The sequence below is a fragment of the Pseudomonas sp. GL_093 genome (genome assembly GCF_057837605.1).
In genome coordinates this window covers 5,294,695-5,307,931 of record NZ_CM174448.1, presented here as the reverse complement: position 1 = coordinate 5,307,931, position 13,237 = coordinate 5,294,695, and the positions used below count along the sequence as shown (strand labels likewise).

The window sequence follows — 13,237 nt, the reverse complement described above, 5'->3', positions numbered from 1 at the left end:
GGCAACAGGAGCATTTCACATGAGTTCAACAAACGCCGGGCAAAGCGCCGGGCAACTGGAAACCCGTGGCATCGAGCCCGTGCCGGAAGCGGAGTGCAACGGTCATCCGCTGCAGCTGTTCTGGGTCTGGTTTGCTGCCAACATCTCCATCCTCGGCCTGCCGCTGGGCGCGACCCTTGTAGCCTTCCGCGGCTTGGCGATCTGGCAGGCGATCATCGTCGCGATCCTGGGGGCTGCCGGTTCCTTCGCGGTGGTCGGGATCATCTCCATTGCCGGTCGCCGTGGTCGCGCCCCAAGCCTGACGTTGTCGCGAGCGATCTTCGGAGTACGCGGCAACATCGGCCCGACCCTGGTCTCGCTGATGTCGCGTCTGGGCTGGGAAACCGTCAACACCACCACCGCCGCGTTCGTGTTGCTGTCGCTGTGCTCGATCCTGTTCGGCTCGCCGGTGGAAGCCAAAAGCGCACCCGTGCTGACGTTGATCTTCATTGCGATTTTCGTACTGCTGACCCTGTCGGTGTCGGGCCTCGGTCACGCCACCTTGCTGGTGATCCAGAAGTGGGCAACCTACGTGTTCGGTGCGCTGAACATTCTGGTCGGCGGTTTCCTCTGCGCCACCATCGACTGGAGCGCGGTGTTCAACGCCACGCCTGCACCGCTTAGCGCAATGATTATCGGCGTCGGCACCATGGCTGCCGGCACCGGGATCGGTTGGGCCAACGCCGGTGCCGACATGTCGCGCTACCAGCACCGCAGCGTCAAAGCCGTGCGCCTGGTGGCGTCGGCAGCGTTTGGTGCGGGGATTCCGCTGGTGCTGCTGATCACCCTCGGCGGCCTGCTGTCAGTGGGCAACAACGATCTGGCCTCGGCCACTGATCCGATCATCGCGATCCGCGACATGCTGCCGACCTGGATGGCCGTGCCGTACCTGATCACCGCGTTCGGCGGGCTGCTGCTGTCGAACAACCTGTCGGTGTACTCCGCCGGATTGACCACGCTGACCCTCGGCCTGAAGGTCAAACGTGTCTACGCGGTGGTTGTCGACATCGTCGCGATCTTCGCCGGTTCGATCTATTTCATGCTGATCGCCGACAGTTTCTATGGCCCGTTCATTACCTTCATTTCGCTGCTGGCGGTACCGATCACCGCGTGGGTCGGGATCTTTGTCGTCGACCTGATTCACCGTCATTACTACAGCCCCAAAGACCTGCTGGACGTGAGCCCGAGCAGCGCTTACTGGTACAGCGGCGGTATCGAGTGGCGCGCCTTCGGTGCGTGGGCGTTGGCGATCGTGCTGGGCTTCAGCTTCACCACCATCGGTACGACCGAACAAACCGTGTGGTTCCGCGGCTTCCTGTCCGACTCCTGGCTGGGCCATAACGGCCTCGGCTGGATCGTGACGTTCCTGGTGGCGGGTGGCATTTACTTTGTACTCGGTGGCGCCAAGGATCGTCGTGCCGCGATGACCGAGAACGCTCATGCCTAGATTGCTGCACACCGGCCAGGTCATGATCGACCTGGTCATGGCCGTGGATAAACTGCCGCATTCGGGCGGCGACGTGCTGGCGCAATCCGCCAGTTTCGAAGCTGGCGGCGGCTTCAATGTGATGGCTGCCGCCCAGCGTAATGGCTTGCCGGTGGTCTATCTCGGCCGCCACGGTACCGGCCGTTTCGGTGATCTTGCCCGTGAGGCGATGAAGGCTGAAGGCATTCGGATTGGCATCGAGAGCAGCGCCGAACGGGATACGGGATTGTGCGTCGCGGTAACCGAAGCGTCGGCCGAGCGCAGTTTCATTTCCTATATCGGTGCCGAAGGTGAGCTGACGGCCGAGGATTTGGCCAGCGTGCCAGCCGAGGCGGGGGACTATGTCTACGTCAGCGGCTACAGCCTGCTGCATGGCGGCAAAGCCCAGGCGCTGGTGGATTGGGTGCTGGATTTACCGCGAGGAATCAACGTGGTGTTCGATCCGGGCCCGCTGGTGGATTCGCCGGATGAGCCGTTGATGCAAGCCTTGCTGGCGCGCATCGATCTGTGGACCAGCAACAGTGTCGAGGCGTTGAAGTTTACCGGTGCGGCGGACATTGCCGAGGCGTTGAACCGGTTGGCCGATCATCTGCCGGCCAACGTGTTGATGGTGGTGCGTGACGGCCCGCAAGGGTGCTGGATCAGCCAGCATGGAGACCGCCAGCATGTACCGGGTTTCAAGGTTGAGGCGGTGGACAGCAACGGCGCGGGGGATGCGCATGCCGGGGTGTTTGTGGCCGGGTTGGCACAAGGGTTAGTACCGGTTGAAGCTGCGCGGCGAGCTAATGCGGCGGCTGCGTTGGCGGTCACTCGATGGGGGCCGGCGACTTCGCCGGGGATTGCCGAGGTGGATGCGTTAATCAGCCAGACGTTCGGTGCCTGATCGGCCGCCATCGCGAGCAGGCTCGCTCCCACACTGGATCTGTGAACGACACAAATCCCCTGTGGGAGCGAGCCTGCTCGCGATGGGGTCATCAAATTCAACAAAAATCCTGACCTTACCCAGTCGCGCACGACTGCGACCTGAATCGTCTTGTTAAACGTCCAGCTTGCGCGCCGCCTCCACCCCCGCGGCACTGAGTTTGATCGGCAGGTTCAACGAGTGCTCACCGGCCTCGTTGCAGATCACATGACCATGCTGGATCAATCCACGATCCTGCAGCGTGGCGAGGGTGCTGGCCACGACTCTCTCCCCCCGGTAATTGTCCAGGACCTCTTTGCCCAAACCGATTGGATGGGCATGCAGCAGACGGGTCAGGACTTCTTTCTCAAGGTTTTTATCGACGTTCATGGTTACCTCTTCATGGATGTGGATAGGTCCATTTAATTAGAATCCTTTACTAGAGGTTGGTCCGCCCCCGATTGGGATTGGTGCCTGATGAACGACGAACGGTCTAGGCCTGCTGCAGCGCTTTGCTGGTAACGGCTCGACGCCAGACCAGCCGGCCGACGCTGATCAGCCAATTCAGTACAGCAACCGCCAATACCGTGAGTAACAGCGTCGCCATCCCCTGTTCCACGATGATTTTCCCGGCCAGCAACGGGAAGCCAAACACGCCGATAAAGTAGGACAGGCTGAACAGCAGCAAGGATTGCGCGGTGGTGCCGTGCGGTGCCTCGTTGGCCGCCAGGCCGTTGATCACCGAATAGGTCAGCCCGTAACCGACCCCGAGCATCACCGCCGCCAGCACGTAGCTGAACCCGTCGTCGACGACAAACCCGAACATCAGGATCGAGCCCATCATCAAGCCCGACAACAGACAGGACGCCCGGAACGGGTCGCGCTTGACCACGAAACCGGCGATCAGCATGCGGCTGCTGATCGCTGCGCTCATGAAACCGAGGAAGAACAATGAATAGTCGAGTGAACGCGCGGCGGCGTAGCTGGTTTGAAAACTCGACAGACCGCCGAAAACGCAACCACCAAGGCCGACCATGATGATCGGAAACACCGCTCTGGACGACAGCACTTGCGCCGCTGCACGCCATGAAATTCGCGACACCGCTGCCGAGTGGCCCGGCGCTTTTTTCAGCTGCGAATCCAACCGCCAGAACAGCAAGACGCCGATCAGGCTGGCCAGCGCCGCGAGGTAAAACGCCGCGGTGATCGGATATCCAAGGGCACTGGCAGCGCGACCTAACAAGGGACCGCTGCCGATCCCGGTCATCATGCTGCCCGACAACAGCGCAAAGTATTTCGCGCGTTGGGCGGGCGTTACCAGACTGGCCACAATGATCGGACCGAGGGTGTAGAACACGCCCCAACCCAGCCCCAGCAATAGCCCGAAAAACAACAGCAGATTGCCGAAGCCCGGCGCCAAGGCGAAGCCCAGGCTGGCGGCCACCAGCAGAATGCCGAACAGCGCAATCGAGCGCGCCGCGCCGAGCAAATCGGACAAGTGCCCGGAGACGATCACCGCTGCAAATGTACTGAGCATCGCCGCCGAAATCACACTGCCGGCATCGTGCTCGTTGCCGCCGCGGGAACCGATCAACAACGACAGCAAAAAGGTCGAGCCATAAGACAGCGACAGCAGATAGCTGGCCAGGCAAAACAGGCCGAACAACCTGCTTGAGACTTGGTGTGTTGCGCTAGGCATGACGCGGTTCCTTGACCGATAGGAGAGAGCTTCATCTATCTATCACGCAAGGCGTCGATGTCAGGTATGTGGTTATCGATTTCAGGGTTAGCGCTGGCCGGAGTAATGCGTTTAGCGGACGCCTATTTCTTCCTTGAACAGATCCATGAAACCCTTCAACCGTTCGTGGCGAGTCTGTGCCAGACGCTGGCCGGTGGTTGTCTGGAATCCGTCCGCCAGGTGCAGCAGCTTGGTCTGGAAATGGTCGAGGCAAAAACGTTTGTCATCGTACTCCCGGTCCTTCGCCTCAGGATCCTCTGGATCGTACAACGCGCTGCCCATACGTCCGGCGATGTAAAAGGTGCGCGCCACGCCGAGCATGCCAAGGGAGTCGAGACGGTCGGCGTCCTGCATGATTTTCGCTTCGAGCGTGGTCGGCGCGATGTTGGCGGAAAAACTGTGCGCTTCGATGGCATGGGCAACCGAGCTGATTTTTGCGCCAGGCCAAGCCATGTCCGCCAACATGATCGATGCCTTCTCGGCGGCCAGCCGCGACGCCTGAGAACGCAGCGGCGAGTTCTTCTCTACCGCCACGCAATCATGCAACAGCACTGCCGCGAGCAGCACCTCAAGATCGCCACCTTCTTCAGCGTGAAGCGTACGCACGTTGTGCCACACCCGCTGCAAGTGCGACAGATCATGGGCACCATCTTCCGACGGCTCAAGCGCGTGGGGCATCAGTTGCGCAGCGAGGAGTTGCAGTGGCGCGAAAGCATCAGTGTTCATAAACATCCTGTTAAGTGAAAACGTCTTTGCAGCGACATAGCCCTGTAGCAGCTGTCGAAGCCTGCGTTCGGCTCGGGCCGCGATCGGACGCAGCAGTCGTGGAATCAGACGATGTGGTGTTACAGGAAAACCGCGTGTTCAGGTTTCACGACTGCTACGTCCGAACGCGGCCCGAACCGAACGCAGGCTTCGCCAGCTGCTACACATGCTCCATGGATCAGCTTTGAATTTCCAGTGTGACGAGCGCCGTTCGCCGCCTTAGTATGGCGTTTTCAACTTTTGACGAAGGCACGTCCATGACGATCGAGATCCGCCCGGCGACCCCGAGCGATGCACCGCAAATCCTCGGGTTCATCACTGAACTGGCCGACTACGAACGTGCCCGCCACGAAGTCATCGCCAGCGTCGCCGACATCGAGCGCAGCCTGTTCAGCGAAGGCGCCACCGCCCACGGCCTGATCTGTTTGCGCGATGGCTCGCCAATCGGATTTGCGGTGTTCTTCTTCAGCTATTCCACGTGGCTGGGCAGCAACTGCCTTTACCTCGAAGACCTCTACATCACCCCTGATCAGCGTGGCGGCGGGGCGGGTAAAACCTTGCTGCGTCACCTGGCGAAAATCGCCTGCGCCAATGATTGTGGTCGATTTGAGTGGAGCGTTCTGGACTGGAACAAACCGGCGATCGAATTCTACAAGTCTTTGGGTGCGCAGCCACAGGAAGAGTGGGTGCGGTATCGGATGGATGGGGCGGTATTGCGGGAGTTTGCCGAGGGGCGGTGATCGATCTGGACACCAGCGTTACCGACGATCATGGAGATCGCTTTTGTCTCGCGTGACACTTAGAAAGGAATTTTATGCTGTACCTGATCGTGGTGGTCGCCGTGTTTTTGCTGGGTGTGAGGTTCTATATCCGTGCGTTGGTTAAACGCCTCGACTTACCACCATTGACGGATAACGTTAGTGCGTGCGTGGAAGTGCCTGTGCAGGTCCCAATCAAGAATGAAATGACTGAGAGCGGTACGGGCGTTCCTTTATACATTGGCTACAACGGTGCAACCATTTCATCGCCTGATCGCTCTTTGATCGTTGAGTGGACTTATCAAGACGAGGCACGATTCGGCGATAGCTGGAATGAGGTGTCAGTCAACGGCGCGAGTCTGAATGGCATTCTGTGGGGACGTGGTCACTGTTGGTCATCATGCCTGCGATACCTGACCTTTGAGCAGTACATGGGCTCTCACTCCAGGTTGATTGTGTATTGCGTCGAGCGAGCAGTTTATTTTGAGGTGGCGAAGTTTTCCGCTGCAATATCCTTCAACTATCCAGTGCTGTACTACGGTGAGTACTCGGATGGAGAAAAGGCAATAAGCCAATACGTTTTTGTCGGCAATGAAACATGGCGGTCACTGTAGCCAATGCTTTGAAGGGAAGTTATTCGCTGTCCTCCCAGTTACCGTTGATCATGCCGTCGAGTGTTTTGCTGACGCTGATCTTGAAAACCCCGGCCTTCTCTTCATCGAAGGCCGCTCTCCACGCAGCGTATCCCTGATTGAAATCCGGAATTTCTGCAGTTTCCCCTACTCGGTGGGTGATGCTGCGTTCCAGGGCTTTTGCCTGGAAGGGCAGGTGAGGCATGTCGTTGAACTCATTGCCTGTCACCGGATTGATCATCCGAAAGCCGTCGACCCTGATGTGAACGACCTTGCCCAGTTTCGGATAATTTTTGATTTTCAGGATCGTCAGTGTCGATCCATCCTCGCCCGGCCGGTTTTTGTAGGCCCAGATATCACCGACCTTCAAGTCTTTCGATGCGCTGAATGCCGCCATGGACCAGAGCACGCCGCATAACAGCAGAGCCTTTGAAGCAATCTTCATTTTTCTTCCTTGAGTGGGTGTACGGCTGCAATGGCCCGGCATTTTAAAGCGTCGCCGTAGAAAAACTTGTCACACTTGTAAATCCCATAATATGGGAGTGATATTTATATATTGAGATTTTTATGCGTCCGGGTTTATAGTCCAGCTCACTCACTGCCAATAAACAAAACAGGTGAAGCGATGCTGGCGCAATTGATCGCGCTCGATTGGGGGACAACCTCATTACGTGCTTACAAACTCGCCGCGGGTGGCCAGGTGCTCGAACAGCGTTCGCTGTCGTCGGGGATCATGCAGCTGCCCAGGACGCCGCGAATGATCGCGGGTCAGGAATGTGCCGACGGTTTTGAACTGGCCTTCGATGAGGCCTGCGGTGACTGGCTCGACGCGCAGCCCGATTTGCCGGTGATTGCGTGCGGCATGGTCGGCAGTGCACAAGGCTGGCGTGAAGCGGCTTACCGCGATACGCCGGCGAACGTCGCCAATCTCGGAATCTCCCTACAAACGGTTCGCAGTCTTCGCGGTGTCGATGTGCACATCGTGCCGGGCGTGATTCAGCGGTCTCGTTTGCCAAACGTGATGCGCGGCGAAGAAACCCAAGTGCTCGGCGTTCTGCACAATCTGCCGGGCGAGGCGGGCAACGATCTGTTGATCGGCCTGCCGGGCAGTCATTCGAAGTGGGTGGAAGTGGCCGACGGCTGCATCGTGCACTTCGATACCTTCATGACCGGCGAAGTCTTCGCCGTACTCAGCGAGCACAGCATTCTGGGGCGCACTCAGCAAAAGGGCGCGTCCTTCGATGGCCACGCCTTTGATCGTGGTGTGCAAGTGGCGCTGTCGGCGGATGGCGAGATCGGGCCGTTGTCGACATTGTTCAGTGCCCGCAGCCTCGGGTTGACTGGCGAACTCAGCGCCACCGCCCAACCGGATTACTTGTCCGGTCTGTTGATTGGCCATGAACTTTCAGCGTTGGCGAGTGTTCAGCGACGCCGACGCAACAGCGTTCATTTGCCTTCGATCATCCTCATCGGTAATGCCCAACTCTGTGCCCGCTACAGCCGGGCGCTCGACGCCTGTGGTTTTGCCCGGGTGACCCTGGCCGAACAAGCCACCGAACGCGGCTTGTGGCAGTTGGCGGTTGCCGCCGGACTGATCACACCCAACCCATCCCGTTAAACCTGACTGGAGGTCTGACATGCTCAAGCAAGCATTGGCGCAAAACGGACTGATCGCGATTTTGCGTGGCCTGCGCCCGCAAGAAGCGGCAGCCATCGGCGAAGTCCTTTACACCGCCGGATTTCGCGTCATCGAAGTGCCGCTCAATTCCCCTGAGCCGTACGAAAGTATCCGCATCCTGCGCAGTACCTTGCCCGCCGATTGCCTGATCGGTGCCGGCACGGTGCTGACGCCGGAGCAGGTCGAGCAAGTGAAAGCGGCGGGCGGCCAGGTGATCGTCATGCCGCACAGCGATCCCAAGGTGTTGCGCGCAGCGAAAGCGGCGGGGTTGTTCCTGTCGCCGGGAGTGGCGACGCCGACTGAGGCCTTTGCGGCATTGGCCGAAGGGGCGGACGTGTTGAAGATGTTTCCGGCCGAGCAGATGGGCCCGGCAGTCGTCAAAGCCTGGCTCGCGGTGCTGCCTGCGGGAACGATTCTGGCGCCGGTCGGCGGGATCACGCCGGACAACATGCAGGTGTTTATCGACGCGGGCGTCAAAGGCTTCGGCCTCGGTTCCGGGTTGTTCAAACCGGGCATGACAGCTGAGGAAGTGGCGGTAAACGCCAAGGCCTACGTGGCTGCCTGGAAAGCCCTTCGCTAAGACTTTTTGGCGCTGCGAGCGCTGCATCTATAAGAGAGACAAAAGATGAAAATCACCAAACTGACCACTTTCATCGTTCCACCGCGCTGGTGCTTCCTCAAGGTCGAAACCGACGAGGGCGTGACTGGCTGGGGCGAACCCGTGGTCGAGGGCCGCGCACACACGGTCGCTGCCGCTGTTGAAGAATTGTCCGACTACCTGATCGGCAAAGACCCACGCAACATCGAAGACATCTGGACCGTGCTGTACCGCGGCGGCTTCTACCGGGGCGGCGCGATCCACATGAGTGCGCTGGCCGGTATCGATCAGGCGTTGTGGGACATCAAGGGCAAGGCCTTGGGTGTGTCAGTCAGCGACCTGTTGGGCGGTCAGGTGCGGGACAAGATTCGTGTGTATTCGTGGATCGGCGGCGACCGGCCGGCGGACACCGCTCGCGCTGCAAAAGAAGCCGTCGAGCGTGGTTTCACTGCGGTGAAAATGAACGGCACCGAAGAGCTGCAGTTCCTCGACTCCTTCGAAAAAGTCGACCTGGCCCTGGCCAACGTCGCCGCCGTGCGCGATGCGGTGGGGCCGAATGTCGGCATCGGCGTCGATTTCCATGGCCGGGTGCACAAGCCCATGGCCAAAGTCCTGATGAAGGAACTCGACCCGTACAAACTGATGTTCATCGAAGAGCCGGTGCTCAGCGAAAACTACGAAGCGCTGAAAGAATTGGCGCCGCTGACCAGCACCCCGATTGCCCTCGGTGAGCGGCTGTTCTCGCGCTGGGATTTCAAGCGTGTGCTCAGCGAAGGTTACGTCGACATCATCCAGCCGGACGCGTCTCACGCCGGCGGTATCACCGAAACCCGCAAGATCGCCAACATGGCTGAAGCCTACGACGTGGCGCTGGCGCTGCACTGCCCATTGGGCCCGATTGCATTGGCGGCATGTTTGCAGCTGGATGCGGTTTGCTACAACGCGTTCATCCAGGAACAGAGCCTGGGCATTCATTACAACGAGAGCAATGACCTGCTCGATTATGTGAAAGATCCGCGGGTGTTCGACTACGACAAGGGCTTCGTGAAGATCCCCAATGGCCCGGGCCTCGGGATCGAGATCAACGAGGAGTACGTGATCGAACGCGCGGCCGTCGGCCACCGCTGGCGCAACCCGATCTGGCGCCATGCCGATGGCAGTTTTGCTGAGTGGTGATCGATCTCTGATCCACCGCACATCCCCTGTGGGAGCCAGCCTGCTGGCGATTTGGTCGGCCCCCCCAGCATTCTTGGTGACTGACACACCGCTATCGCCAGCAGGCTGGCTCCCACAGTTTGATCTCCATGGACAGGAAGATTTACGGCAACCCCCCGATTTCACATCGAACCTCAATAAACATAAGAAGAGGCATTCCCCATGCAACCGCAAACCCTTACCGGGCAGGCGTCGTTGGTGACGCCCAGTCGCAAGCGTTTTTTCATCATGGTGCTGCTGTTTATCACCGTGGTGATCAACTATCTGGACCGCAGCAACCTGTCCATCGCCGCCCCGGCACTCACCAGTGAACTGGGCATCGACCCGATCCACGTCGGGCTGATTTTCTCGGCATTCGGCTGGACCTACGCCGCCATGCAAATCCCCGGCGGCTGGCTGGTAGATCGCGTCCCGCCGCGCATCCTTTACAGCGTCGCATTGCTGCTATGGTCGATCGCCACAGTGATGCTCGGCTTCGCCGCCAGCTTCATCGCACTGTTCGTATTGCGCATGGCAGTCGGTGCGCTGGAAGCACCCGCGTACCCGATCAACAGCCGTGTGGTCACCACCTGGTTCCCCGAGCGCGAGCGCGCCACAGCCATCGGTTTCTACACGTCCGGGCAGTTCGTCGGTCTGGCGTTCCTGACGCCGGTATTGGCCTGGCTGCAGCATCAATATGGCTGGCACATGGTGTTTGTCAGCACCGGTGCGGTGGGCATTCTCTGGGCAGTGATCTGGTACGCGGTGTATCGCGAGCCACGGGATTTCAAAGGCGCCAATGACGCTGAAATCGACCTGATCCGCGAAGGGGGCGGACTAGTGGATATCCAGGCTGAACAAGCCAAAGTCAAAGCCAAATTCAGCTGGACCGATCTCGGCATCGTGCTGACCAAACGCAAGTTGTGGGGCATCTACCTCGGCCAGTTCTGCCTCAACTCGACGTTGTGGTTTTTTCTGACGTGGTTCCCGACCTACCTGGTGAAATATCGCGGCATGGACTTCATCAAGTCCGGCCTGTTGGCGTCGCTGCCGTTTCTCGCCGCCTTCGTCGGTGTGCTCTGTTCGGGGTTCTTCTCTGACTGGCTGATTCGCCGCGGCTACACCGTGGGTTTCGCTCGCAAGTTGCCGATCATTGGCGGCCTGCTGATTTCCACCTCGATCATCGGCGCCAACTTCGTCGAGTCGACCCCGCTGGTGATTGCCTTCCTCGCGTTGGCGTTCTTCGGTAACGGGCTGGCCTCGATCACTTGGTCGCTGGTTTCAACGTTGGCCCCGGCGCGATTGCTCGGGTTGACCGGCGGTGTGTTCAACTTCATCGGCAACCTGTCGGCGATTACCACGCCGATCGTCATCGGTTTCCTCGCTACCGGTGATTCGTTCGCCCCGGCGATCACCTATATCTCTGTTCTGGCGTTGATTGGCGCGCTTTCCTACATCTTGCTGGTCGGCAAAGTCGAGCGTATCAAGTTGTAGTTGCGGCATGCGGGCGACCATAATGCCGCCCGTTCACTCGCTCAACGGTAAAGGCTGGATATGCAGGAAGACGCCCCAAAAATCGCCAAGGACGCCGCACCGACCGGCACCCAGACACTGCTTCGTGGTTTGGGTGTGGTTCAGGCCGTGGCCAGTGGCGCCCGCGATCTCAAGGAAATCGCCCGACTGATCGGCACTACGCGTAGCACGACGCACCGTCTGGCCAGTTGCCTGGTGGACGAGCGTTATCTGCGCGTGGTGCCGCAAGTCGGTTATTTGTTGGGGCCGAAGCTGATCGAACTGGGTTTCCAGGCGCGCGAAGAGCTGCCGCTGGTGACCCTTGCCGGGCCGTATCTGGATGAGTTGTCGGCGTTGACCGGCGACACCATTCACCTGGCGATTCGCGAAGGCGATGAGGTGCTGTACCTGCACAAGAATCCGGGGCGCAATGGCCCGGAAATGCGTTCGCGGGTCGGCCATCGCATGCCGTTGGCGCGCACCGGGATCGGCAAGGCGCTGATGCTCGATGACACGCAGGAAGAATGGCAGCGGCTGTACGAAGTCAGCTTGCCGGCGGGTGGGAAAAATCAGTTCTGGCCGCAACACCCGGAGCAGTCCTGGGAGCAGTTTCAGCAGCGCATGGTCGAGTACGTGGCGGGCGGTTATGCGTTCGATCTGGAAGACAACGAGCCGTCGATCCGCTGCGTAGCGGCGCCGATCCGCGATGCCAGCAAACGTATCGTCGCCGGTATCAGCATTGCCAGCACCGTGCCGTACATGCCGCTGGAAAAAATGGCCGAGCTGATTCCCCTGATCAAAGGGGTCACGGCTCGGCTGTCGGCGGAGCTTGGCGCTAAGGTCTGATTAGACCTTCAGCGTGGCCATATCGATGACGAAGCGGTACTTCACGTCACCCGCGATCATGCGGGCGTAAGCCTCGTTGATCTGGCGAATGTCGAGCATTTCGATGTCGCAGGTGATGTTGTGCTCGGCGCAGAAATCCAGCACCTCCTGGGTTTCTGCGATGCCGCCGATCAGCGAGCCGGCCAGCACACGACGGCCCAATACCAGTTTGGCAGCGTGGACCGGTGGATCGACCGGTTCGATCAAGCCCACCAGAATGTGCACGCCGTCGAAACGTAGCGTATCGAGGTAGGGATTGAGGTCGTGCTGCACCGGAATGGTGTCCAGCAGGAAGTCGAAATGGCCTGCCGCGGCCTTCATCTGTTCGGCATCGGTGGACACGATCACGTGGTCCGCACCCTGGCGACGACCTTCTTCAGCCTTGCTCGCCGAGCGAGTGAACAGCGTCACTTCAGCGCCCATTGCCTTGGCGAACTTGATGCCCATGTGGCCGAGGCCGCCCATGCCGAGAATCCCGACCTTGTCGCCTGCCTTCACGCCGTAATGCTTGAGTGGCGAATAGGTGGTGATGCCGGCACACAGGATCGGCGCGGCGCTGGCCGGGTCGAGTTTTTCCGGGATGCGCACCACGAAGTGTTCGCTGACCACGATGCTGTCGGAATAGCCGCCCATGGTGTTGCTGCCATCGACGCGGTCCGGAGTGGCGTAGGTCATGGTCGGACCTTCGAGGCAGTATTGCTCGAGGTTCGATTGGCAGGCTTCGCAACTGCGGCAGGAATCAACCATGCACCCGACGCCAACCAGATCGCCGACTTTGTGCTGGGTGACGTTCGCACCGATGGCGGTAACTTTGCCTACGATCTCGTGGCCGGGCATCAGTGGGTAAACGGCAATGCCCCACTCGTTGCGTGCCTGATGGATGTCGGAATGGCAGACGCCGCAGTAGAGAATATCGATCGCGACGTCGTCGGCCCGTGGGCTGCGGCGCTCGAATTTCATGGGGGCGAGGGGAGTGGTGGCCGACTGGGCGGCGTATCCGATGGCGGTGTACATGATGAACCTCGCAAAAACGGTGACAGGTGAGGCGAGC

At 59.7% G+C, this 13,237-nt stretch carries 14 protein-coding genes; 9 read left to right on the top strand and 5 right to left on the bottom strand.

The window, feature by feature from the left end; translation table 11 throughout:
- Positions 1-19: 19 nt before the first annotated feature.
- Positions 20-1,486 (top strand): purine-cytosine permease family protein, encoded by a 1,467-nt coding sequence (locus AC3IUE_RS24425; protein ID WP_489264014.1) that lies wholly within the window; start codon positions 20-22, stop codon positions 1,484-1,486.
- On the top strand, positions 1,479-2,408 hold the full coding sequence (locus AC3IUE_RS24420) for a PfkB family carbohydrate kinase (RefSeq protein ID WP_489264013.1): 930 nt from the start codon (positions 1,479-1,481) through the stop codon (positions 2,406-2,408). Before AC3IUE_RS24425 ends, AC3IUE_RS24420 begins: the two co-directional genes overlap by 8 nt.
- 153 nt (positions 2,409-2,561) lie before the next feature.
- Here AC3IUE_RS24420 and AC3IUE_RS24415 read toward each other — a convergent pair whose 3' ends face one another.
- From AC3IUE_RS24415 to AC3IUE_RS24405, 3 genes are all read right to left on the bottom strand, one after another.
- Positions 2,562-2,816: a hypothetical protein gene (locus AC3IUE_RS24415; RefSeq protein ID WP_056742783.1), complete on the bottom strand. Its 255-nt coding sequence runs from the start codon at positions 2,814-2,816 to the stop codon at positions 2,562-2,564.
- A 103-nt stretch (positions 2,817-2,919) separates the two neighbouring features.
- Positions 2,920-4,125: an MFS transporter gene (locus AC3IUE_RS24410; protein WP_489264012.1), complete on the bottom strand. Its 1,206-nt coding sequence runs from the start codon at positions 4,123-4,125 to the stop codon at positions 2,920-2,922.
- Between the two features lie 111 nt (positions 4,126-4,236).
- Complete coding sequence (locus AC3IUE_RS24405; RefSeq protein WP_489264011.1) at positions 4,237-4,890, bottom strand: HD domain-containing protein; 654 nt, start codon at positions 4,888-4,890, stop codon at positions 4,237-4,239.
- Between the two features lie 296 nt (positions 4,891-5,186).
- Between AC3IUE_RS24405 and AC3IUE_RS24400 the strand changes: the two genes are divergently transcribed.
- Both AC3IUE_RS24400 and AC3IUE_RS24395 read left to right on the top strand, forming a co-directional pair.
- Positions 5,187-5,669, top strand: a complete 483-nt coding sequence (locus tag AC3IUE_RS24400) for a GNAT family N-acetyltransferase (protein WP_056745432.1) — start codon at positions 5,187-5,189, stop codon at positions 5,667-5,669.
- Between the two features lie 74 nt (positions 5,670-5,743).
- Complete coding sequence (locus tag AC3IUE_RS24395) at positions 5,744-6,301, top strand: hypothetical protein (protein ID WP_056745431.1); 558 nt, start codon at positions 5,744-5,746, stop codon at positions 6,299-6,301.
- 19 nt (positions 6,302-6,320) lie between these two features.
- Here the strand turns inward: AC3IUE_RS24395 and AC3IUE_RS24390 are convergent, their stop codons facing one another.
- Complete coding sequence (locus AC3IUE_RS24390; protein ID WP_489264010.1) at positions 6,321-6,764, bottom strand: hypothetical protein; 444 nt, start codon at positions 6,762-6,764, stop codon at positions 6,321-6,323.
- 180 nt (positions 6,765-6,944) lie between these two features.
- On the opposite strand from AC3IUE_RS24390, the gene AC3IUE_RS24385 reads away from it, so the two are divergent.
- The 5 genes from AC3IUE_RS24385 to AC3IUE_RS24365 all read left to right on the top strand — a co-directional run bounded on the left by AC3IUE_RS24385 (position 6,945) and on the right by AC3IUE_RS24365 (position 12,147).
- The gene (locus tag AC3IUE_RS24385; protein ID WP_150657034.1) at positions 6,945-7,937 is read left to right on the top strand and encodes a 2-dehydro-3-deoxygalactonokinase; all 993 of its coding nucleotides are present in this window, start codon (positions 6,945-6,947) and stop codon (positions 7,935-7,937) included.
- 19 nt (positions 7,938-7,956) lie between these two features.
- Positions 7,957-8,577 carry a 2-dehydro-3-deoxy-6-phosphogalactonate aldolase gene (locus tag AC3IUE_RS24380; protein WP_489264009.1) on the top strand — a complete coding sequence of 207 codons (621 nt, stop codon included), beginning with the start codon at positions 7,957-7,959 and terminating at the stop codon, positions 8,575-8,577.
- 45 nt (positions 8,578-8,622) lie between these two features.
- Complete coding sequence (gene dgoD / locus AC3IUE_RS24375; RefSeq protein WP_008152275.1) at positions 8,623-9,771, top strand: galactonate dehydratase; 1,149 nt, start codon at positions 8,623-8,625, stop codon at positions 9,769-9,771.
- A 201-nt stretch (positions 9,772-9,972) separates the two neighbouring features.
- Positions 9,973-11,283, top strand: coding sequence for an MFS transporter (locus AC3IUE_RS24370; protein ID WP_149629305.1), 1,311 nt, complete (start codon positions 9,973-9,975; stop codon positions 11,281-11,283).
- A 60-nt stretch (positions 11,284-11,343) separates the two neighbouring features.
- Positions 11,344-12,147, top strand: a complete 804-nt coding sequence (locus AC3IUE_RS24365; RefSeq protein ID WP_008152270.1) for an IclR family transcriptional regulator — start codon at positions 11,344-11,346, stop codon at positions 12,145-12,147.
- Here the strand turns inward: AC3IUE_RS24365 and AC3IUE_RS24360 are convergent, their stop codons facing one another.
- The gene (locus tag AC3IUE_RS24360; RefSeq protein ID WP_489264008.1) at positions 12,148-13,200 is read right to left on the bottom strand and encodes an NAD(P)-dependent alcohol dehydrogenase; all 1,053 of its coding nucleotides are present in this window, start codon (positions 13,198-13,200) and stop codon (positions 12,148-12,150) included. It abuts the gene before it with no gap.
- Between the last annotated feature and the right edge of the window lie 37 nt (positions 13,201-13,237).